Here is a 21,801-nt window from a genome sequence, read left to right as displayed (position 1 = left end):
AGCTTGGCAATTGGCAGGTTTGCGGGCCGGGGAGGCTGGCAGCCGGACGGGGCAGGGGATACACGAGATGCTGAAGGTGCGGATGTGGGCGCGGGTTGTTGCGCTGCTGGTGTTTGCGGTGTCTGGCTTCGCTGCGGCCAATGCCGGACCCATCGAGCAGACCAAGGGCAGTTTCGTTGACAAGTTCCGCCAACTGGAAGGCGAGGATTGGCCAACCCCCACCGATTATCGCAACGCCGCCGGCGCGCCAGGTTATCGTTACTGGCAACAGAAGGTGGACTATCGCATCACCGCCAAGCTGGATGAAGCGAACCGCAGCATCAGCGGCAGCGAAACCGTCATTTACCACAACAACAGCCCCGATTCACTGCGCTACCTGTGGCTGCTGCTCGATCAGAATTACAAGCGCGACCACATCGCCGAGCGCGCCGAAACCGTTTCCCCCGGCGGCCAGATCGGCATGACCGATGTGCGCAAGGCCATGCGCATGAAGTTATGGGAGGGCGGCTTCAACAATCTGAAGGTGACAGATGCTGCGGGCCGGCCGTTGAAGTTCACCGTGGTCGATACGCTGCTGCGCATCGATCTGGCCGCCCCGCTGGCCAGCGGCGCCGCCACCACGGTGAAGATCGATTTCAGCCTGCCGATGCCCGAAACCCGCGTGGTTGGCGGCCGTTCCGGCTATGAATGCTTCACCAAGGCCGATCAGGACGGCAATTGCATTTTTCTGGCGGCGCAATGGTTCCCGCGCGCTGCGGTCTATTCGGATTATGAAGGCTGGCACAACAAGGCTTTCGTTGGCGGCGGCGAGTTCACCCTGGAATTCGGCGACTATGATGTGTCGATCACCGTGCCGGCCGATCATGTGCTTTCGGCGACCGGCGAACTTGCCAACCCCGATATCCTTACCGCCGCGCAGCGCACGCGCCTGGCGCAGGCCCGCACCGCCAAGGAGCCGGTGTATATCGTGACCCCAGCCGAAGCGCTTGCGGCTGAAAAGGGCAAGTCCACCACCACGCGCACCTGGCGGTTCATGGCCAAGAACGTCCGCGATTTTGCCTGGGCGTCCAGCCGCAAGTTCGTGTGGGACGCAATGGGTGTCAAACAGAATGACGCGGCTATGCCGCTGGTGATGGCAATGAGCTTCTATCCCAAGGAAGCCCGCCCCCTGTGGGATGCCTATTCCACCAAGTCCATCGCGCATACCATTGACGTTTATGGCGAATTTGCCTTCCCTTATCCCTACCCAACCGCGCAGAGCATCAACGGCCCGGTTGGCGGGATGGAATATCCGATGATGACCTTCAACGGCCCGCGCCCGGTGAAGGACAAGAAGACTGGCCAGCTCACCTACACCGAGCGCGCCAAATACGGTTTGATCGGCGTGGTCATCCACGAAATCGGCCACAGCTGGTTCCCGATGATCGTTAACAGCGACGAACGTCAGTGGACGTGGATGGACGAAGGCATCAACAGCTTCTTGCAGTTTGAAGCCGAAAGCCGCTGGGACCCCAATTACCCGTCGCGCCGCGGGGAACCGCGTAACATCGTGGAATATATGGTCAGCCAGGATCAGGTGCCGCTGATGACCCATAGCGACAGCCTGCTGCAGTTCGGCCCCAACGGCTATACCAAGCCGGCGACCGGGCTGGTGATCCTGCGCGAAACCATCATGGGCCGCGAGCTGTTCGATTTTGCTTTCAAGGAATATGCCCGCCGCTGGCGCTTCAAGCGGCCAACGCCGTATGATTTCTTCCGCACCATGGAAGAGGCCTCTGGCATTGATCTGGACTGGTTCTGGCGCGGCTGGTTCTATTCGACCGACCATGTCGACATCGCGCTCGACAAGGTCGTCGAAGCGCGGCTCGACACCCGCAATCCCGAAATCGAAAAGGCCTGGGCCAAGGATCGCAACAAGGCCGAACCCACCCCGTTGACCGTCGCCCGCAACACGCAGGTGCCGGTGGTGCAGCGCGATCCGGCCACCCGCGATTTCTATGACGAAACCGATCGCTTCACCGTCACCGCCAAGGATCGCAAGGATTACGAAGCGCTGCAGAAGAAGCTGGAGCCGGACCAGGCCGCTGCGCTGGCATTCAAGGATCATTTCTATCACTTCAGCTTCCGCAACATCGGCGGACTGGTCATGCCGGTGATCCTGAAGCTGGATTATGCCGATGGCAGCAGCGAAACCATCCGCATCCCGGCCGAAGTGTGGCGATACAACAGCCGCAACGTCACCTGGCAGCACGTGACCCCCAAGACGCTGAAATCCGCCGCGATCGATCCGTTGTGGGAAACGGCTGACGCCGATCGCAGCAACAATGGCTATCCGCGCGCCATCGAACCGGCCGTGCTGAAGGTGCGCGACGACCCGGCCGGCCCCGACAACCGCATGGCCGACAGCGACCTGGAAGTGACGCCGGACAGCACCAAGACCAAGCCGATCAAGAAGGCGCCCGAGAAGAAGGACGACAATTGAAGCGGTTGATCGGCGTGGCGGCGCTGGCGGCTGTGCTGGCCGCCGGGCCGGTCATCGCGCATCGCGGCCACGCCACCTTGTCGGTGGTGGAAATCGACGCGACATCCGGCGCCGTGACGGTGACGCACCGGATGGCGGCACATGATGTGGAGCCGGTGTTGGCCAACATTGCACCCGACGCGCAGCCGAGCCTGGACGATTCGGCGGCCGTGCAGGCGCTGATTGCCTATGTCGGCCGGTCGTTTCGTATTGCCGAAGTGCCATTGGTGTTTGTCGGCCAGGAACTGGCGGGGGACACGGTGGTGCTGCGTTTTGCCGGCCGGTTGACGGGCCAGCCGGAGACGCTGGCGATCAGCGGCGGGCTGTTCGGGGAAACCTATGCCGATCATGCCACGCAGGTGAATGTGCGCCGCGCCGGGGTGACGCGCACCTTGCAGTTCCGGGCCGATGACCCGGCCCAATCGGTGCCGCTGCCCGGCACCTGAGCCCACCCGCGCCACCGGATGGCGCCGCCTACGCCAAAAGACGTAACGCCGTGACTGGGCCAGTCATGCAAATGACACATGGGGCGCGCGGCATCATGCGTGATCTTCGCTGGATTCTGGATCGCTAGCTGGGGGTTTTTTCAATGACGATACGCAATCACGGGTTGGCCGAAATGCGCTCTATGCTGAAGCTGGGTGTCGCCAGCCTTGCCATTCTGATGCCAGCGATGGCGCTGGCCCAGGCCGCGCCTGCAACCACCGCGCAGGCAGCGCCGGAAGGGGAACCGGAAAGCGAAGTCATCACGGTCACCGGCTCGCGCATTTCGCGCACCGGATATGATTCGCCGATCCCCGTATCGGTGATCGGAGAGGCCGAACTGAAGGCCGAACCGCAGGCCAACATCGGCGATTATGTGAACACGCTGCCATCGGTGCGCGGTTCGCAATCCTCGTCCACCAACTCGGGCTCGCTGTCGAACGGCCAGGCCGGCATCGCGTCGGTCAACCTGCGCTCGCTGGGTTCGGCGCGCACCCTCGTGCTGATCGATGGCCAGCGTTCGGTGGCCTCCACCCCGGTCGGTATCGTCGATACGCAGACCATTCCGCAGGGCCTGATCAAGGGCGTCGAAATCGTCACCGGCGGCGCTTCGTCGGCCTATGGTTCGGATGCCGTGGCCGGGGTGATCAACTTCTCGCTCAATCGCGATTTCAAGGGCCTGCGCGCCGAATATGAATTCGGCATCACCGATTATGGTGATGTGCCCAACCACACGTTCCGCATCACCAGCGGTTTCGATTTTGCCGAAGGCCGCGGCAAGCTGTTGCTGGCCGGGGATTATTTTACCCAGAAGGGCGTGGATACCTATGATCGCCCCTGGCAGAATTCGGGCTTCTTCCAGATCGACAATCCGGCGTTCGTGGCCGGCAATGGTCAACCCGAACGCTTGGTCGCCAGCGGCATCGGCACCTACCAGTTCACGCCGGGCGGCATCATCAACACCGGCCCGCTGCGCGGCACCTATTTCGGCAATATCGTCAATGGTCAGGCCAGCCTGAACCAGTTCACTTATGGCCCCAACCGCGGCCAGTGGATGGTGGGCGGCGATTACCTGATCAGCCGTCAAGGCCATTGGAGCAGCAACAGCCTGGCGCCCGATGAAGAGCGCGGCAACATCTTCGGCCGTTTGAGCTTTGAAGTAAGCCCTGCGTTCACCCCGTTCGTGCAATATGCCTATGCCGGCTACAACGGCCGCAGCTTCTATCAGCAGACGCCGAGCACCGGCATCACCATCCAGCGTGACAATGCCTTCCTGCCCACTGCGCTGGTGCAGCAGATGATTGATCGCAACCTCACCAACATCAGCATCGGCACCAGCAACAATGGCTTCCCGGCTGCGGGTTCGAACAACACCCGCGAAGTCTATCGCTTCGTCGCCGGCGCCGATGGCGAGTTCGAAACCGGCAAGATCGGCTGGAAATACACCACTTATTATCAGGCCGGTATCGCCCGCACCAACGAAACGCTCACCAACACCTGGCGCAATGATCGCGTCGCGTTGGCGCAGGATGCGGTGCGCGCCCCGGCGGGCAACGCGGCTGGCATCGCGGCTGGCACCATCGTTTGCCGCTCCACGCTGACCAACCCGACCAACGGCTGCGTGCCCTTGAACCGTATCGGTATCGGCGGCGTCACCCAGGCGGCCATCGATTATGTGTTCAACAATGGTGCCCAGCCGCAGCGTCTTCAGACGCTGCGCCAGGATGTGGCGGCGCTCAGCTTCTCGACCAACGATCTGTTCCAAACCTGGGCCGGCCCGGTGTCGTTCGCGTTCGGTGGCGAATATCGGCGGGAGCGGGTGAACGGCTCGGTCGATCCGCAGTTCAATTCCGGCTGGCTCTATGGCAATTATCTCGTCACGGCGGGTTCCTTCGATGTGAAGGAAGCCTTCATCGAAACCGTGGTGCCGCTGGCCAAGGGGCTGGATTTCAACGGCGCCATCCGTCGCACCGATTATTCCACCTCCGGCGGCGTCACCACCTGGAAGGCTGGCGCCACCTGGCAGGTGATCGATGATTTCAAACTGCGCGTCGTGCGCAGCCGCGATATCCGCGCGCCCAACCTGGCCGAATTGTTCGCGCCCGGCACCGCCCGCACCAACACGGTGAACGTGCCGCTGCCCGGCGGCGGCCAGCGTTCCGATCAGTTCACCGAACAGACCACCGGCAACACGGCCCTGCGGCCGGAAGTGGCGATGACCTGGGGTGTTGGCGGTGTGTTCACGCCCAGCTTCCTGCCCGGCTTTGCCGCCTCGATCGATTATTTCGATATCAATCTGGCCGGCGCCATCGGCACAATTTCGGCGCAGACGATCACGACGCTGTGCCTGGAACAAAACCGCGCCGATATCTGCCCGTTCATCACCTTCAACGGCCCGGTGGCGGCCAGCAGCCTGATCACCGGCATCCGGCTGGTGCCGTTCAACTTCGCCAGCGTGAAGGTGCGCGGGATCGATATGGAGGCGAGCTATCGTTTTGATCTTGGTGGCGGCAAGGCGACGCTGCGCGCCCTGGTCAGCCATTATATCGACAACACATTCAACAACGGCATCGACGCGCCGGAAGATGTGGCCGGCAAGAATCAGGGCGACGGCGTGCCGGCGTGGAATTACCGCCTGACCGCCAATTACGAGCTGGACAGCTGGATCTTCAACTTGACCGGTCGCGGTATTTCCAGCGGCGTGTACAGCAACAATTTCTTCGAATGCACCAGCGGCTGCCCCGCGTCCACGCCGGCCAACCGCACGATCAACACCAACCGCATCAGCGGGCAATGGTTTGTCGATGCCTCGGTCACCAAGAAGATCAAGGTGGCCGGGTCGAAGGCCGATCTGTTCGTGTCGGTGCGCAACCTGCTGAACAGCGATCCGGTGCTGGTGGGCAACGGCCCGACCGGCAACAACACGCCGGCCTATCCAATGACCAACCGTGGCCTGTATGACGTGTTGGGGCGTGTTTACCGTCTGGGTGTGCGCTTCGAATATTGACACAGGATTTCAAGGGGGTTGAGGCTATGAGACAGGGCAAGATGCTCGCTGCATTGCTGGCGGCGACGATGATGGCTGGAACAATGGCGAGCCCGGCGTTCGCGCTGGCCACGCCGGCACAGAAGAAGGCGATTGCCGACGGCGTGGAGGCGCGCACCAAACTGGTCCAGGAAATGGTCGACATGGTGTTCAGCTATGCCGAGCCGGGCTTTCAGGAGCATAAGACCAGCGAGTATCTGACCGGCATCCTGGAAAAGAACGGCTTCACCGTGGTGCGCGGCGCTGCCGGCATCCCGACCGCCTTCACCGCCACCTGGTCGAACGGCCCCGGCCCCAAGATCGCGTTGGGCAGCGACATCGATGGCCTGCTCGGCCTGTCGCAATATCCCGGCGTCGTCGACATGAAGCCGATGGTCGAAGGCGGCCCGGGCCATGGCGAAGGCCACAACAGCGGCTTGCCGATGATGATCGTCGCGGCGCTGGCCGCCAAGGATGTGATGGAAAAGACCGGCATCAAGGGCACGTTGATGCTGTGGCCGGGCGTCGCGGAAGAGCTGCTCGCCACCAAGGCCTATTATGTGCGCGCCGGCATGTTCAAGGATGTCGATGCGTCGATCTTTGCCCATGTCGGCCGCGATCTGGGCACCAGCTGGGGCCCGGCCGGCAACAACGGCATGGTCAGCGTCGAATACACGTTCAAGGGCAAGACCGCGCACGCCGCCGGCCAGCCATGGGACGGGCGCAGCGCGCTGGATGCCGTTGAAATCATGGACGTGGCGTGGAATTTCCGCCGTGAGCATCTGCCGATCACCCAGCGCAGCCATTATGTGATCACCGAGGGTGGCGGCCAGCCGAACATCGTGCCCGAAAAGGCCAGCGTCTGGTATTATTTCCGCGAAAACACATTTGCCCGGATTCGCGAGCTGTATGAGCTGGGCAACACCCTGTCCAAGGCCGCAGCGATGGCGACGGGGACCACGGTGACCCAGCGCACCCTGGGCTATGCCGCGCCCAACTATGGCAACAAGCCGCTGGCCGAGGCGCTCTATGCCAATTTCGCTGCCGCCGGCCTGCCGGCGTGGAGCGCCGCTGATCAGGGCTTTGCCAAGGCGATGCAGGTGGCCAATGGCGTCAAGGTCGAGCCGCTCACCTCCAAGTTGGCGCCGCTGTCCACCCCGGACAGCCGCGGCCAATCGACGGGCGGCGGTTCCGATGACATCGGCGACATCATGTGGACGGTGCCCACCGTGACCATCCGCTACCCATCGAACATTCCCAACGCCATCGGCCACAACCGCCAATCGGCGATCGCCATGGCCACGCCGATCGCCCACAAGGGCGTGGTTGTGGCCTCCAAGGCAGTGGGCATGACCATCCTCGATCTGCTCACCACGCCGAAGATCATCACCGATGCCAAGGCCTATCAACAAGATGTGCAGTTCAAGAGCGACAAATATGATCCGCTGCTCACCCCCGAAGACAAGCCGGCGATCTGGCTGAATGCCGACATCATGGCCAAGATGCGGCCGCAGCAGGAGAAGTTCTACTACGATCCAGCCAAGTACAAGACGTATCTGGAACAGCTCGGGATCAATTACGAGGACTTCGCCAAGGTGAAGTGATCTCGTATTTTCTGGCAAACCACGGGCCGGTGCCGCAAGGTGCCGGCCTTTTTTCATGGGGTTTTGACCTTCCCCACCCCCAACCCCTCCCCTTCAGGGGAGGGGCTTGGGGGTGGGGCCCTGCCGCCAGGCAGCCGCCGCTTACCCCAGCGGCGGCCCCGGCGGCTGCGGCGCGCGGCTGCGCGGGCTCATACCCCAGGGGATGGAGACGGACTTGGGTTCCTTGCCGGCAGGATCGGCGAGATAGGCGGTGATGTCGGCCGCCGTCTGCTTGTTGAAGGCTGCGCCCAGCGCGTCGCCGCCCGCCATGGGCAAGCGCTTGGCCAGACCGTCGAGCGTCTGCAAGGCCAGCGCGCGGGCTTCCGGCGCGGTAGAGGCGGACGCGCCGAGGATCATCAGGCCGTCGAGCACTGTTTTCTGCACCACCCGATTCAGCGCGGCATCGCTTGCCTTGTCCGCGGCAGGCGCGTTCCAGCTTGCCGCCATCAGCGCCTCGATCAGATCGGGCAACGTGACACCGTCCAGCCCGCGCGCTTGCAGCGAAACCAGCCGCATGGCGCGGTCCGGCGCCAGCAGCGGCTCCACCACCAGCGCGGCGGAAATGCGCGCGGCTTGCAGCTGGTTGAACACCGGATCGTCGGACAAATCCTCCAAATTGCGGCCCGGATCGGGCGTCAGATCGGCCAGCAGCTTTTCCGGAATGGTCAGTTCAGCCGGCGACAGCGTGCGCAGCAGCAGGGCCAGCGTGTCGCGTTGCAGCTTGGCCGGGATGGCGCTGGTCGCCGGGCCGGGTTCACCCTTCACCTTGATGTCGGTATAGAGCCCGCCGATATATTTCACCGCCGATTCAACCTGATAACGGTGGTGGAGATAGACCATCCACAGCCGCAGGTTGCGCAATTCGCCAACAGGCTCGCCGGGCAGCAGCACGCTTTCCGGGCCATAATTGGCCAGCATGATCCGCCGTGCCGCCAGCGCTTCGCTCAACCCCTCGGCAGGCGTGGCGCGATCGTCATACCAGGTCCAGCGTGGATCGGTGTCGGGCACATAGAGCAGGCCCTGCTTGCGCATGTCGGCGATGATGGCGTTCAGCCCGGCCTTTTCATCCTTCAAGGGCGTGTAGGCGTAGCGCACCATCATCTTGTCATAGGGGCCGATGGCCTTCTGGAAGCTTTCGGACAGGTCGAGCTTGCCGTTCTTCACCGTCACCCGCGGCGTCGGATATTCCATCACCGAGGCGCGATCATTGATGCTGGAGGCAAAATTATGCCCAAAACCAAGCGCATGGCCATATTCATGCGCGGTCAGCAGCGCCTGGCGCAGCAGCACCATGTCGCGCTGGCCCTTTGGCATCGCTTCGAAACTGCCGTTCACCAATGAAGGGTCGGCCAGCGTCACGCCGCTGCCATCGCCGGGCAGGCCGCCGGCATAGGCATCGAAATAATTGGCGACGGTGCGGATGCGGTGCGAATCCATGCGCACCTTGGCGCCCAATATCTCGCCGGTGCGCGGATCGCGGAAACTGCCGCCGGAGGAAAAGCCACGCTCATCGCGGTTGATCCACTGCATGTAGTTATAGCGGATATCCTGCGGGTCCATGTCCGCCGGCGCGTCGATGGCGACGATGGCATTCTTGAACCCGGCGGCTTCATAGGCCTTGTTCCACCACAGCAGGCCCTGCTGCATGGCGTGGCGGATCGGCGCCGGGATGGCCAGATCGAAATAGACGGTGATCGGCTTCACCGGTTCGGACAGGGCCGCATTCGGGTCCTTCTTCTCCAGCCGCCAGCGCGTCACCCATTCGGTGTCGATGCCGTTCTGGAAACTCTGGCTGAAATCCTTGAAGCGGATGGCCGAAACCCCGATGCGCGGATCGGCCGGGCGCGGCGTGTAGCCGGTGGGGGCCTTCAGGAAACTGTGGTGCACCCGCATCGTCAGATGCTCAGGGTCCGGCGCGACATCACGCACCCGCGCGCCGGGATTGTCGGCGCTGAAGGTCGCGATGGTCTCGATTTCGGTGTTGAGCGGGAAGGCCTTGGTTTGCGGCGCGTGCAGGGCGAACCGGCTGGCATCAAAGCGATAACTGCCCTGATTGGCCCGGCGCAGCGCCGCCTCCACCCCACCGGCATCGCGCGCCAGCAGCGGCGTGGCATCAACCACGATGCGGCCGCCGGCTTCGCTCTCGATTGCCAGGCTGGCGACGATCCCGGTCGGGAAACTCGCCGCCACGCCGGCCTGGTTTGCGGCATCGCCCTTGAGCGAGCGGAAGGCCAGATTCTGCTCCTCCATCAGGATCTTGCCGCCCGCCCGGCGGAAGCGCACCACCGCCTGGCCCACCGTGCCGCGATCGAACGGCAATTCCACCGAACCGCCGCCACTGGCCAGGCTGACATAGTAGAGCACATCGGTATCGAGCGCCGGAATGGTGAGCAGCAGTTTGCCTTTCGCCGCGTCGATGCTCACCGGCATATAGGCCGCATCCTGCGCCTGCGCCTGCGCCGCCCCGGCGACGATGGCCATGGCAGTGGATAACAGCAGCAACTTCATTTCGGCCCCCTGATGCAGATTATTCGCTGACATTGGACACCCCGACTCGCCGCATGGAAAGGGGGACTTTGACGGACAGCGCGCCTCCGGGTGGGGGCCGCCGCCGGGTCGCGCAGTTTTGACCGTTTTGCCGAAATTGCCCTGTTCTTGCAGCGATTCCGGCAGCTGAAGATATATCTTGAACCGATCGCGCTGGCGCGGGATCGCCAACAACAGCTTAATCCGGAATTACGCCCGTAGGACAGGCCGGGCTGCACTTGCCGTCATCAGCTTATCGCGCCTGTTCTGCCTCGGAGCACGGCCCTTATGCTTCGGAAGCAATCTTCCACAACCCTCCGACCAGCCCCCGGCGCGCCGTCACATTGGGGGCCGGGCAGCGAGATAATCGTTAATCCGTAGCCTATAGTAGTGGTTAGGTGGATAAATGACCGCATAGTGAGCAGCCGCCTGCTTCAGCCATTCGTCCGCATCGTCCCGCTTGCCCAATGCGTCGGCGACCTGGCCGCGGACGAAGGCAAGCTCGGCCGACCAACGTTCACGCCAATCACCTGAGACAGGCTTGTGCGGAATTGGATCAAGGAGCGCCTTGGCAGCCGCAGCATCACCATCATGCAAAGTGGCAGCAGCATACCAATATCTGGTTACCAGCGCAGACGCATGTTCCGCCCCGTTCACCCTTTCGGTCAAAGGCAGCAGGTCTTGTAGCAATGCTTTGGCTTCAGCAGCGCGGCCCTGATCAACTAATGCGCGGGCCAGTTCATGCCTGGTCACTAGCGTGCTGGGATGCTCTGGTCCGCAAACCTTTTCAATCAAAGGTAGCAGGTCCCGGGTGAGTGCTTCGGTTTCGGCGGCGCGGCCCTGATCAAGGATGGCGCGTGCCAGTCCGTGCCGAATGCTTAACGTACCAACATGCTCTTTTCCACGAATGCGTTCCTGCAGGGGCAGTAAGTCCCGGAACATCGCTTCAGCATCGGCGGCGAGGCCTTGATTAAGGACGGCGCGTGCCATTCCATTTCTGGTCCCCAAGGTGCCGTTATGCTCAGGCCCGTGAACGCTTTCGTAATGGGTGAGTAGGTCGCGGTACAGCTTCCCGGCTTCAGCTGCACGATCCTGATCAAGTACGGCGCGGGCCAGAGTTTGCCGGGTGACCAACGTTTCGGCATGGTCCGGCCCTTGAACGCGTTCGCGCAGAGGCAGCAGATCGAGGAGCATTGCTTCAGCTTCGGCAGCACGGCCTTGCTCAAGCATAGCGCGAGCCAATTCGTGCCGGATCACCATGGTGCGGGGATGCTCCGGCCCGTGAACCCGCTCGTAAAGTGGCAGCAGATCCCGGAGCATCCTCTCGGCTTCAGCAGCGCGACCCTGATCTAGGATAGCGCGCGCCAGCACTTGTCGGGTCACTAGCGTTTCTGCATGCTCTGGCCCATGTAGGCGTTCGCGCAAAGGTAATAGGACGCGGAGCAGCGCTTCGCTTTCCGACGCGCGGCCTACGTCAAGTATGGCGCGTGCCAGCTCATGCCGGGTCACTAGGCCGCGTTGACAAAAGACTTCAGCCATAGCCTTGCGGCGGCGAGGTTGAGGAAGCTGGCGAACGAGAGTGCGGTCTTGTCATATCTGGTGGCGATGCGGCGCTGTTGTTTCAGCTTGCCGAACATTCGCTCGATGCGATTGCGATCCCGGTAGCGACGATAGTCGGGATGTTCGGGCGCCTTGCGGTTGGAACGCGGCGGGATGACGGGCAAAATGCCGTGCATCAGGAGGTTCTGCCGGAAGGCGTCGCCATCGTAGCCCTTGTCGGCCAGGAGCGCCTTCGGCTTCGCCACGGGGATCGTCATCAGCGCGTCGGCCGCGGCATAGTCCGACGCTTCGCCGCCGGTCAGGATGAAGCCGAGAGGGCGTCCTTGATTGTCTGACCGGGCGTGGACTTTGCTCGTAAAGCCGCCGCGTGATCGACCAAAAGCGTTCGCACAGGCCCCCCTTTTCCGCCCGCTGCCGAGACGTGGCCGCGAACTGTGGTGCTGTCGATCATGTGCTGCCAGTCGTCGGTGAGCCCGAGGTCGACCAGCGTTTGCAGCAAAGCATCCCACACGCCCTGTTCGGCCCAGCGCCGGAACCGAACATAAACCGAGTTCCACTTGCCGTAACGCTCATGCATGTCCCGCCAGGGGCAGCCGACCCGCAGCACGTGCAGCATCCCGTTCAAAAAGCGCCGGTTATCCCCGGCAGGCCGTGCCCAACGACCGCGCTCAGGCGGCAGCAGCGCCCCAACCACTGCCCATTCCTCGTCCGTCAGATCCCCGCGAACCACAGCTGCTCCCCAAAAAGCAGCCTTGAATCAGAAACCGAGTCCCTTGGGAATCCCTTTTGTCAACACGGCCTAGCGTATGACGATTCCCTGGCCCATGAACCTGTTCGGACAATGGAAGCAAGTCTCGGAAAAGTACTTCGGCTTCGGCGGCCCGACCTTAATCTAAGACCGCGCGAGCAAGCACATGCCGGGTGACCAGCGTTTCAGCATGATCAGGCCCGTGAACGTGTTCGCGCAGCGGCAGCAGGTCGCGGAGCAGCTCTTCGGCTTCTCTTGGCCGCCCGGTATAGATTAAACAAAGCCCTTTATGGTGTTTAGCCCACATCTGGGATAGAGCTGTCTCACCGTTTGGATTCGCACCACAACAATTGATAGCAGATTCATATGCAGCGATGGACTCCTTATATAGAGATAGTTCACGCAATGCGTCGCCTTCAGCATTTCGGGCGAAAATTATGGCATCGTCATCAGCATAATGGATATTGGCCATTTGTTGTGAAAGCCGGAGGGTTTCGCGCCAATCGTTGTCGATGAAACGGGCCTTGCCGATACGCGTCTTGAATTCCTCAACCGACCAGGCGGTCTCCTGTTTGTCGTCGATGCCCTTGGCCGCTTCTACCACCTTCGCGGCTTGGTCAGGGGTCAGCTTCGCCGTCTCGCTGTTGGTATCGGTGTTTGCTTTGACCTGGTCGACAATCGCCGCCGCCTCGCGCGCAGCTTCGGCATGGCGGGTGGCTTGTTCGGCATTGGCCTTGGCCTGTGCCATGGCGTCTGCCGATTGCTGGCGCATCTGCTCGACCTCGGCCTTCACCGCTTCGGCTTCGGCCCTGGCGGCATTGGCTGCGGCCGTCGCGGTATTGGCTTCAGCAAGCAAAGCATCAATCTGGCCCTTGGCCTTTGCAACCTCCTCGCGTGCGGCGGTAGCTGCGGCGACTGCTGCGGCCTTTTCGGTTTTGAAGCCGAACCACAGCACCAAAAAAGTGATCAATATGCTGAAAAAGCCCGCCTCAATCTCGAAGCGGTTATAGGCCTGGTCAGTCTGGGCGCTCTGCAGTTCGATCATCGCTTCGCGGATGACCAAATCGCGCTCTGCCTTGTCAGCACGGGCTGTTTCTGTAGCCAGCTTTTCAGCAGCACGTGCGACCTCTCCATTGTTGGCAGGAACCGATAGCTTCTGTGCGAAAACGGGCGCAGTCAAAAACAGAAGAAAAAAAGCAAATAGGAACCGTGGCATCAACCGGCCTTTTCTTGAGCTTGGGGCAGTCAGACAAGCCAGTATAATCAACGCAAATACTCACGCTGGCAATAGCGTGCCGGCCTGTTGCCAGCGGGATGAGTTGTCCCCTTCCCACGTAGGCCGTGGGGAGAAATTCTTGGTTGGAGGCCGCCCCAAACCAACGGGTCCAGGGTCCACGACCCTGGCCGCCGGAGGCCTCACATTTCCTTCTTCCCCACCATTCTTGGCCCGCCGATGACTAGCCAGGGTGTGATGCCTACACCCCCCTCACACCCCCGCCGCATCCACCGCCAACAACGTGTGCAGCAACACATTCGCGCCATTGGCGCAGTCGCTCCACGTCGAAAGCTCGTTGGGCGAATGGCTGATGCCGTCGATGCTGGGCACGAAGATCATGCCCATGGGGCCCAGCTTTGCCAGCAGTTGCGCATCGTGGCCGGCGCCGCTGGGCAGGTGGATGAAGGCCAGGCCGAGGGCTTTGGCGGCGGCCTCGATATGGGCCTGGATGGATGGCGTGGCCAGCGCGGGGAGGACGCGTTCGGAGAGGCGGAAGTGCATTTCCGTGCCGGTCTCAAGGGCGATCTCCCTGGCGCGGGCCTGCACGGCCGCGCCCAGGGCGATCACCTTGGCGCCGGACAAGTCGCGCAGCTCCACGGTCATTTCCACGCGGCCGGGGATGACGTTCGGCGCGTTCGGAAATACCGCCAGTTGCCCGACCGTGCCCACCTGCCGGCCGGGTTCGCGCTGCACGATGCTGTCCACCGCTTCGATCAGGCGGGCGGCGGCGATCAGCGCGTTGCGGCGGCCGGGCATCGGCGTGGTGCCGGCGTGATTGGCAAAGCCGGTGATGGTCACTTCATAACGGTCGATGGCGACGATCCCGTCCACCACGCCGATGGGGATGCGTTCCTGGTCCAGGAAGCCGCCCTGTTCGATGTGCAGTTCCAGATAGGCGTGGAGGGAGCCCGCTGGCCGCGCCGCCTGGGCCAGGCGATCCGGATCGCCGCCGATGCGCTTCAGCCCGTCGCGCAGCTTGATGCCGTAATAGAGATTGTCGAGCGCGTCGGGCGCCAGCCGGCCGGCAAAGGCCGTGCTGCCGACGGTGCCGCCTTCCTCGTTTGACCAGATCGCCAGTTCCACTGGGTGGCGCGTCTTGATCTTGCGATCATCGAGCGTGCGCAGCACTTCCAGCGCGCCCATCGATCCCACGTCGCCATCGAAATTGCCGCCGGCCCGCACGCTATCGATATGCGAACCGATTATGATCGGCTTGGCGGCCTTGTCGGTGCCGGCGCGGCGCCCGATGATGTTGCCGGCCGGATCGATCACCGGGTTCAGGCCCGCCTCGCGCATCAGCCCCATGGCATAGGCGCGCCCGCCGATATCGGCATCGGAATAGGCGGTGCGGCTGACCCCGTCGGCAAAGGTCCCGCCCTCGGGCCGGCCGAAGCGGCTGAGGCCCTCCAGCGTGGTGCGCAGGCGCTGCCCATCCACCCGCAGCGCCGGCGCGGCGGTTGCGGGCAAGGCCGCCGCTGCTGATCCCGCGAGCACAAGCCGACGACTGACTTCGTGTGACATGGGCCGATCCTCTTGCGGGCGTGGAGGCGCATGTTCACCCGGCGGCGCCCGGTTGGCAAGATTCAGCTGATGTCCATCCAGCGGCTCGACAGGGGCGGGCGGGTCGATCAATGTGCGGGGAATGAAGCCTGTTTCCCATCGCCCCCGGTTGGGCTTGCCATGCTGAGTGGTCCGATCCTGGCGGTGGCCCTGATGGGCGTCGGCATGATCACCGCGGCGGTTTCTGGCCGGCTGCGGGCGGGGGTCGTGCTGGCGCTGCTGGCCGGGGCGGGGCTGGTTCTGGTGGCGCGGCTGCTGGGCATGGCGCTGCCGCATCCGTTTTCCACGGCGCTGGCCCTGATCATCGCCAGTTTCAGCTTTGCGGCGCGCGGCGCGCTGTTTGCGCGTGCCTATCCCGGCCGCGGCTGGATGATCGCGCTGTTCGTGGTTGGCGGGGAGGCTGCGATGCTGGCGACGGCCACGACCATGCCGGGTGTGCTGCCGCCCTGGTTGCTGACCCTGTTGCCGGCGCAATGGGCCAGCACGGGGATCGCGACGGCGCTGTTCGGCACGGGCACACGCGCGGCAGGGGCGCAATTGCTGGCGCTGGCCGGCACCGGGGCGGTAACGCTGCTGGTGGCGCGGCTGTTGCCGCGGCGCTGGCCCTATGCGCTGATGTTCACGGCCTGGCTCGGTCTGTCGGCGCTGGTGTGGCACGCGCCACCTGCCGCGCCGCATCCAGATGCAGGGTCAGCCCCGCATGCAGCGGCGTGGTCGCCAGCTGCCAGCGGGTGAGCCGTTCATAATGGGCGCAGAAACGCGCAATGGCGGCCGGGGACATGCCGGGCCGGCCGGTTGCGCGCACCAGCCCCGCCTCCTGCTCGGCGCGCCAGCGTGGCAAGGTTGCCCAATCCGGCGCGGCGAGGAAGGCGAGGGCATCCATCCGGTTCCACAGCCGCTGATAGGCGCCGGCCAGCGCCTGATTGGCCGATGTGCGCCATATTGCGGCCGGGTCTTCATCGGCCTCCAGCGCGTTGACGGGATCGTGCAGCAGCGCCGCCGGTTGCGGCCGCGCGCCGACGCACCAGCCTTCCAGCACCAGCACATCGATGCGCGCCGGCAGCTGCCAATGCTGCGGCGCCAGGCGATCGTCGGCCAATTTGTCGAAACGCGGCAGCGCCACGGGCTGCCGGGCGCGCACGCTCAGCAGCGCCTGCATCAACAGCGGCACATCATGGCTGCCGGGCACACCGCGCGTGGCGAGCATGGGGTGGACGCGCGCGGCCAGCGCCAGGCGATCCCGGCGCGGCAGATAGAAATCATCCAGCGACACGGCGGCGGCGGCCAGCCCATCGGCCTGCAAGGCGCGTGCGATGCCAGTGGCCACGGTGGACTTGCCGGAGCCTTGCGCGCCGGCCAGCCCCAGGATGAAGGGGCGCGCACCCAGTTGCGGGCGCAGCCAATCGAGCAGGCGGGGTAGGGCATCCATGGCGCCATGCTGCCGGGCGGCGGGTCCATCGGCAAGCCTGACCATCAGGAGGGCTTGCGCCGGCGTGGCCCAGCGGGCCAGATGCGGGCATGACCGATTGGACCGACATTCGCGAAGCCATCATCCGGCTGTGTGCCGATTTCCCTGGCGACTATTGGCGCGCCAAGGATGCGGCGCGCGCCTACCCGACGGAATTCGTCGACGCGCTCACCCGCGAAGGCTGGCTGGCGGCGTTGATTCCAACCGAATTTGGCGGGTCGGGCCTGCCCTTGTCGGCGGCGTGCGCGGTGCTGGAGGAAATCCATGCCAGCGGTGGCAATGGCGCGGCGGCGCATGCACAAATGTATGTGATGGGCACGCTGCTGCGCCACGGCAATGCGGCGCAGAAGGTGCAATATCTGCCCGCCATCGCGCGCGGCGAATTGCGCCTGCAAGCCTTTGGCGTGACGGAGCCGACATCGGGATCAGACACGCTGTCCCTGCGCACCATGGCGGTGCGGGATGGCGAAGATTATGTGATCAACGGCCAGAAAATCTGGACCAGCCGGGCCGAGCACAGCGATCTGATGGTGCTGCTCGCCCGCACCACGCCGAAGGACCAGGTGGCCAAGCGTACCGATGGCCTGTCCGTCTTTCTGCTCGACATGCGGGACTGCGCCGGGCTTTCGATCCGCCCGATCGACACGATGATGAACCACGGCACCACCGCGGTGTTCTTCGATGATGTGCGCGTGCCGGCCGCCAATCTGATCGGCGTGGAGGGGCAGGGGTTCCGTTACATCTTGTCGGGCATGAATGCCGAACGCATCCTGATTGCGGCGGAATGCATTGGCGATGCCCGGTTTTTTTTGGACCGCGCCTGCGGATATGCGCGGGAACGTGCCGTGTTCGGCCGCCCGATCGGCCAGAACCAGGGCATCCAGTTCCCGCTCGCCATGGCCCACGCCCGCATGAGCGCGGCGCGGCTGGTGGTGGCGGACGCTTGCCGCCGATATGAGTCCGGCGAAGTGGCGGGCGCGGAGGCGAATACAGCGAAGCTGCTGGCGGCTGAAGCCAGCTGGCAGGCGGGCGAGGCGGCAATGCAGACGCTGGGCGGCTTTGCCTTTGCCGCGGATTACGACATCGAACGCAAATTCCGCGAAACCCGGCTGTACCAGGTGGCGCCGGTTTCGACCAACCTGATCCTCGCCTATCTGGCGGAGCATGTGCTGGGGCTGCCGAAGAGCTACTGAGCGGGATCACTCCTTGGCAGCGACGGCGCGCTCCAGGGCGGCGATGGCACGGCTCTGCCAGCCTTTCTCCCCATCGCGCTGGAAGAAGGCAATGACATGACGGGGCAGGCGGAGTGTCACCTGCTTGCGTTCAGAGCGTGTGGAGCCAACCGGACGTCCGGGCTTCTTCACCAGCAGCGGCATCGCTTCGGACAACTCGGCGAAATCGCTGGCCGGCCGGGCCTGCGCAAAATCCGCATCCGTCCATTCGGGATTTTCGTCGTCTGAGATACCATCAGGCATCTGGCGTGGCTTGGAGACCATGGCGTTTCCTTTCCTTGGCGTTGGCGCGGCGCAGGCTGATCAGGCGCATCGTCTGGTCGCGCAGGGTATAGACAAGGCAACAGGCGACACCGTCGATTTGACCAAACGCGCGCCAGCGAACCTCGCCATAATCCTGTCGATCATCCCGTAGGGTCAGCGGCATGGCATCGAAGCCCGAGAAATCCGCCAGCGACAGGCCATGCTTGGCGATATTGATGGCGTCTTTCGCGGGATCAAATTCGATGATCACCTATTATCTGTAGATGCAGTTAATTGTGATGACAAGCTGTGATGCGCGATACAGATCATGCACCGTGTGCCGTGGCGGGCTGGCAGACACGGGGCTGCATCGGCTTTGCCGCCGATCACGGCCTGATTGACCAAGTGCAGGGCCAGCCATAGCAATAGGTGCAGCGCGGTCTGCGATAGGCGGCTTGTTGGGGATTGGTGGTAATGGTGCGCCTGCTTGCTTGCCTTTTCGCGATTTGCTTGGTCGCGCTTTCGCCAGCGCGGGTCGAGGCACAGGCGCCCACCCTGGACGCCATCATCGCCAAGGCGTTGACGGTGCGGGAGGGTGAGGCGGGCACGCCGGCGCAGGCGCTGGCCGTGACGGTCTATCATGAAGTGCTGGAAGAGGCAGGGCGGATTGATCGGGGTGCGCTCGCCCTGGATGAGCAGGTGGATCATGATCTGCTGGTCGCGCATGTGCGCACGCGCCTGTTCGAGATGGAGACGCTGCGGCTGCACGAGGTGAACCCGGCCATGGTGTTTGCGCTGGGGCAGACCAATGCACTGTTCCTGCGGCCCGGCGCGCTGCCGGATTCAGCGGTGCGGCAGTCGGTGGCGGAGTTACAGCGGCTGCCGGCCGTGCTGGCGCGGGCGAAGTTGAATCTGAAGAACCCGGCCCGGACCTGGACGGAAAATGCTATTGTCCAGGCCGGCTATGCGCGGCTGTTGCTGCGCGAATATGTGCCGAAGGCGGTGGTGGACAGTGCGGCGCTGAAGGCCGAGCTGGTGGCGGTGGCGGGGCCGGCAATCCAGGCGGTGGATGATTTCGAGCGTTGGCTGAAAAACGATCTGCTGCCGCGATCGACGCGCTCCCCGACGTGGAAGCCGGCGGAGATCAGCTTCTACGAGACGGTGCAGGAACAGCTTGATGGCTATGACACCGAAACGATCCTGCGCATTGCCGAAGCGGAGGAAAAGCAACTCACCGCCGAGATGCGCGATCTGGCGCGGCAGATCCACCCCAGCGGCGATCTGCGCACGGCGTGGGAGGTGATGAAGAGCGAGGCACCGCCATGGAGCCAAGTCATCCCGATGGCGCAGCGCTATGTCGATATGATGGGCGCCTGGCTGAAGGGGCCGGGCGCACATATCGTGACGATCCCCGACTATATCGATTACGGCGCGCGCGAATCGCCGCCGATGGCGCGGCGCATCCTTCCATTTGGCGGCGCCACCAGTGGCCCGACCGTGGCGGGGCGGCAATCAGGCTATTATATCCTGACGCCGCTGGAGGACACGCTGACGCCGGCCGAGCGCGCCAGCCGCATCAAGGCCTATAACCCCTATTGGACGCACGTGATTTCCTATCACGAATGGCTGGGCCACAATGTGCAGATCGCGGCGCGCATCCGGCATGTGACGCGGCCGATGCGGCGGGCCTATCGCAGTGCCTATTTCAGCCAGAGCTGGTCCTTCTATCTGGAGCGGCTGATGGAGGAGGAGGGTTATTACGAGACCCTGCCCTACATGGAGGCGCTGAAGACGAAGATGGCGCGCCGGCAGATGCGCATGTGGCGGGTGCAGCGCATCCTGACCAAGCTGCGCATGGCCAAGGGCGAGATGACATTCGACCAGGCGGAGCAGGCCTATGTCGACAAGATGGGCATGGAGCCGACCAACGCCTTCATCGAGGTGCAGCGCGATTCGCAGACACCGTCCTCACCGGGGCGTGAGATCATCGGCGAGCGGGAGATCATCAAGCTGCGCGACGAATACAAAAGGCGGATGGGGGCGCATTATTCGATGCGGAACTTCCACGACGCGCTGCTCACCTATGGCGATTTGCCGTTCAAGCAGATCCGGCGGTTGATGTTCCGGGATTGAGGGGCGCTCCGCCTGCCAAAAACCGCAATCGACGCCGGCGCGCATCGGCGTAGGGTGCTCCCATCATCCAAGGGAGCAAAGCAATGGCCGAAGCCTATATCATCGATACCGTCCGCACGCCGCGGGGCATTGGCAAAGTGGGCAAGGGCGCGCTGGCCGACATGCACCCGCAGCATCTGGCCGCCGCCGTGCTGAAGGCGATTGCCGCCCGCAACGACCTGGTGACGGCCGATGTGGACGATATCATCTGGTCCACCTCCACCCAGAAGGGCAAGCAGGGCGGCGATCTCGGCCGCATGGCGGCGCTGGATGCCGGCTATGATCTGAAGGCCAGCGGCATGACGCTGGATCGTTTCTGCGGCGGCGGCATCACCAGTGTGAACCTGGCCGCAGCCCAGATCATGAGCGGCATGGAAGATCTGCTGATTGCCGGTGGCACCGAGATGATGAGCTATACCGCCACCATGGCCGCGGAAGAGCGCGCCGCTGGCATGGCGCCGATGATGATGGGCAGCGGCAACGCGCGGTTGCAGGCGCATCACCCGCAAAGCCACCAGGGCGTGTGCGGCGATGCCATTGCGTCGAAGGAAGGCATCAGCCGCGCCGATGTCGACGCGCTGGGGCTGGAAAGCCAGAAGCGGGCAGCGGTTGCCATCGCCGAAGGGCGTTTTGCGAAGAGCGTGATCCCGGTCTATCGCGATGATGGCACGCTGGCGCTGGATCGCGAGGAATTCCCGCGGCCGCAAACCACGATGGAAGGCCTGTCGGCGCTGGAGCCGAGCTTTGCCAAGCTGGCCGACATGCCGCTCGATCAAAAGGGCACGACCTTCCGCAAGCTGATCAACGCCGTCTATCCCGATCTGAAGATCGAGCACATGCACCATGCCGGCAATTCTTCGGGCGTGGTCGATGGTGCCGCCGCCGTGCTGCTGGCCAGCAAGGCCTATGCCGAGAAGAATGGCCTGAAGCCGCGCGCCCGCATCATCGCCATGGCCAATATGGGCGATTGCCCGACGCTGATGCTGAACGCGCCGGTGCCGGCCGCGCGCAAGGTGCTGGCCAAGGCGGGCCTTACCGTTGATGATATCGATCTGTGGGAAATCAACGAAGCCTTCGCCGTGGTGGCGGAAAAGTTCATCCGCGATCTGAAACTGGATCGTGACAAGGTGAATGTGAACGGCGGCGCGATTGCGCTGGGCCACCCGATCGGCGCGACCGGTTCGATGCTGATCGGCACGGTGCTGGATGAACTGGAGCGGCGTGATCTGCGGCGCGGCCTGGTGACGATGTGCGCGGCAGGCGGGATGGCGCCGGCGATCATTGTTGAGCGCATCTGACCCCTCTCCCCCTTGGCGGGAGAGGGCGACTCGGTGCAGCCGAGCG

Annotated in this window: 15 protein-coding genes and 1 pseudogene; 8 read left to right on the top strand and 8 right to left on the bottom strand. The window is 63.7% G+C overall.

Features of this window, described 5'->3' with window-relative positions; all coding sequences use genetic code 11:
• The first annotated feature begins 67 nt into the window (after positions 1-67).
• From AC6UUM_RS12570 to AC6UUM_RS12555, 4 genes are all read left to right on the top strand, one after another.
• Positions 68-2,482 (top strand): M1 family metallopeptidase, encoded by a 2,415-nt coding sequence (locus AC6UUM_RS12570; protein WP_500802619.1) that lies wholly within the window; start codon positions 68-70, stop codon positions 2,480-2,482.
• Positions 2,479-2,967 (top strand): DUF6702 family protein, encoded by a 489-nt coding sequence (locus AC6UUM_RS12565; RefSeq protein ID WP_500802618.1) that lies wholly within the window; start codon positions 2,479-2,481, stop codon positions 2,965-2,967. Before AC6UUM_RS12570 ends, AC6UUM_RS12565 begins: the two co-directional genes overlap by 4 nt.
• 173 nt (positions 2,968-3,140) lie before the next feature.
• Positions 3,141-6,011 carry a TonB-dependent receptor plug domain-containing protein gene (locus AC6UUM_RS12560; RefSeq protein ID WP_500802617.1) on the top strand — a complete coding sequence of 957 codons (2,871 nt, stop codon included), beginning with the start codon at positions 3,141-3,143 and terminating at the stop codon, positions 6,009-6,011.
• A gap of 26 nt (positions 6,012-6,037) precedes the next feature.
• On the top strand, positions 6,038-7,633 hold the full coding sequence (locus tag AC6UUM_RS12555) for an amidohydrolase (RefSeq protein WP_500802616.1): 1,596 nt from the start codon (positions 6,038-6,040) through the stop codon (positions 7,631-7,633).
• 141 nt (positions 7,634-7,774) lie between these two features.
• Here AC6UUM_RS12555 and AC6UUM_RS12550 read toward each other — a convergent pair whose 3' ends face one another.
• From AC6UUM_RS12550 to AC6UUM_RS12530, 5 genes and pseudogenes are all read right to left on the bottom strand, one after another.
• Positions 7,775-10,180, bottom strand: a complete 2,406-nt coding sequence (locus AC6UUM_RS12550) for a zinc-dependent metalloprotease (protein ID WP_500802615.1) — start codon at positions 10,178-10,180, stop codon at positions 7,775-7,777.
• Positions 10,181-10,537: 357 nt separating this feature from the next.
• Entirely contained in the window at positions 10,538-11,737 is a 1,200-nt protein-coding gene (locus tag AC6UUM_RS12545) for a tetratricopeptide repeat protein (protein WP_500802614.1), read from the bottom strand.
• A pseudogene (locus tag AC6UUM_RS12540) lies at positions 11,707-12,452 on the bottom strand (IS5 family transposase). The gene AC6UUM_RS12545 and the pseudogene AC6UUM_RS12540 overlap by 31 nt, the downstream one beginning before the upstream one ends.
• A 193-nt stretch (positions 12,453-12,645) precedes the next feature.
• Positions 12,646-13,722, bottom strand: a complete 1,077-nt coding sequence (locus AC6UUM_RS12535; RefSeq protein WP_500802613.1) for a tetratricopeptide repeat protein — start codon at positions 13,720-13,722, stop codon at positions 12,646-12,648.
• A 270-nt stretch (positions 13,723-13,992) separates the two neighbouring features.
• Positions 13,993-15,303 carry a Zn-dependent hydrolase gene (locus AC6UUM_RS12530; protein WP_500802612.1) on the bottom strand — a complete coding sequence of 437 codons (1,311 nt, stop codon included), beginning with the start codon at positions 15,301-15,303 and terminating at the stop codon, positions 13,993-13,995.
• 159 nt (positions 15,304-15,462) lie between these two features.
• On the opposite strand from AC6UUM_RS12530, the gene AC6UUM_RS12525 reads away from it, so the two are divergent.
• Positions 15,463-16,077 (top strand): hypothetical protein, encoded by a 615-nt coding sequence (locus AC6UUM_RS12525; protein ID WP_500802611.1) that lies wholly within the window; start codon positions 15,463-15,465, stop codon positions 16,075-16,077.
• Here the strand turns inward: AC6UUM_RS12525 and AC6UUM_RS12520 are convergent.
• Positions 15,962-16,771, bottom strand: a complete 810-nt coding sequence (locus tag AC6UUM_RS12520; protein ID WP_500802610.1) for a kinase — start codon at positions 16,769-16,771, stop codon at positions 15,962-15,964. The genes AC6UUM_RS12525 and AC6UUM_RS12520 overlap by 116 nt on opposite strands.
• Positions 16,772-16,860: 89 nt before the next feature.
• On the opposite strand from AC6UUM_RS12520, the gene AC6UUM_RS12515 reads away from it, so the two are divergent.
• Complete coding sequence (locus tag AC6UUM_RS12515) at positions 16,861-18,003, top strand: acyl-CoA dehydrogenase family protein (protein WP_500802609.1); 1,143 nt, start codon at positions 16,861-16,863, stop codon at positions 18,001-18,003.
• Positions 18,004-18,009: 6 nt separating this feature from the next.
• Here AC6UUM_RS12515 and AC6UUM_RS12510 read toward each other — a convergent pair whose 3' ends face one another.
• Positions 18,010-18,285, bottom strand: coding sequence for a BrnA antitoxin family protein (locus tag AC6UUM_RS12510; RefSeq protein ID WP_500802608.1), 276 nt, complete (start codon positions 18,283-18,285; stop codon positions 18,010-18,012).
• Positions 18,278-18,556: a BrnT family toxin gene (locus AC6UUM_RS12505; RefSeq protein ID WP_500802607.1), complete on the bottom strand. Its 279-nt coding sequence runs from the start codon at positions 18,554-18,556 to the stop codon at positions 18,278-18,280. Before AC6UUM_RS12505 ends, AC6UUM_RS12510 begins: the two co-directional genes overlap by 8 nt.
• A 239-nt stretch (positions 18,557-18,795) precedes the next feature.
• On the opposite strand from AC6UUM_RS12505, the gene AC6UUM_RS12500 reads away from it, so the two are divergent.
• Both AC6UUM_RS12500 and AC6UUM_RS12495 read left to right on the top strand, forming a co-directional pair.
• Entirely contained in the window at positions 18,796-20,418 is a 1,623-nt protein-coding gene (locus AC6UUM_RS12500) for a DUF885 family protein (RefSeq protein ID WP_500802606.1), read from the top strand.
• 83 nt (positions 20,419-20,501) lie between these two features.
• Positions 20,502-21,755 (top strand): acetyl-CoA C-acetyltransferase, encoded by a 1,254-nt coding sequence (locus AC6UUM_RS12495; RefSeq protein ID WP_500802605.1) that lies wholly within the window; start codon positions 20,502-20,504, stop codon positions 21,753-21,755.
• Positions 21,756-21,801 lie beyond the last annotated feature (46 nt).

The sequence above is a fragment of the Sandarakinorhabdus sp. genome (assembly GCF_987265915.1).
The sequence above is the reverse complement of the archived record's forward strand: the minus strand, read 5'-3'. Positions and strand labels throughout refer to the sequence as shown.

Coding starts and splice junctions, on each gene's coding strand:
- AC6UUM_RS12570 (WP_500802619.1), top strand. CDS start 68: ATGCTGAAGGTGCGGATGTGGGCGCGGGTTGTTGCGCTGCTGGTGTTT.
- AC6UUM_RS12560 (WP_500802617.1), top strand. CDS start 3,141: ATGCGCTCTATGCTGAAGCTGGGTGTCGCCAGCCTTGCCATTCTGATG.
- AC6UUM_RS12555 (WP_500802616.1), top strand. CDS start 6,038: ATGAGACAGGGCAAGATGCTCGCTGCATTGCTGGCGGCGACGATGATG.
- AC6UUM_RS12550 (WP_500802615.1), bottom strand. CDS start 10,180: ATGAAGTTGCTGCTGTTATCCACTGCCATGGCCATCGTCGCCGGGGCG.
- AC6UUM_RS12545 (WP_500802614.1), bottom strand. CDS start 11,737: ATGGCTGAAGTCTTTTGTCAACGCGGCCTAGTGACCCGGCATGAGCTG.
- AC6UUM_RS12535 (WP_500802613.1), bottom strand. CDS start 13,722: ATGCCACGGTTCCTATTTGCTTTTTTTCTTCTGTTTTTGACTGCGCCC.
- AC6UUM_RS12530 (WP_500802612.1), bottom strand. CDS start 15,303: ATGTCACACGAAGTCAGTCGTCGGCTTGTGCTCGCGGGATCAGCAGCG.
- AC6UUM_RS12525 (WP_500802611.1), top strand. CDS start 15,463: ATGCTGAGTGGTCCGATCCTGGCGGTGGCCCTGATGGGCGTCGGCATG.
- AC6UUM_RS12520 (WP_500802610.1), bottom strand. CDS start 16,771: ATGGATGCCCTACCCCGCCTGCTCGATTGGCTGCGCCCGCAACTGGGT.
- AC6UUM_RS12515 (WP_500802609.1), top strand. CDS start 16,861: ATGACCGATTGGACCGACATTCGCGAAGCCATCATCCGGCTGTGTGCC.
- AC6UUM_RS12510 (WP_500802608.1), bottom strand. CDS start 18,285: ATGCCTGATGGTATCTCAGACGACGAAAATCCCGAATGGACGGATGCG.
- AC6UUM_RS12495 (WP_500802605.1), top strand. CDS start 20,502: ATGGCCGAAGCCTATATCATCGATACCGTCCGCACGCCGCGGGGCATT.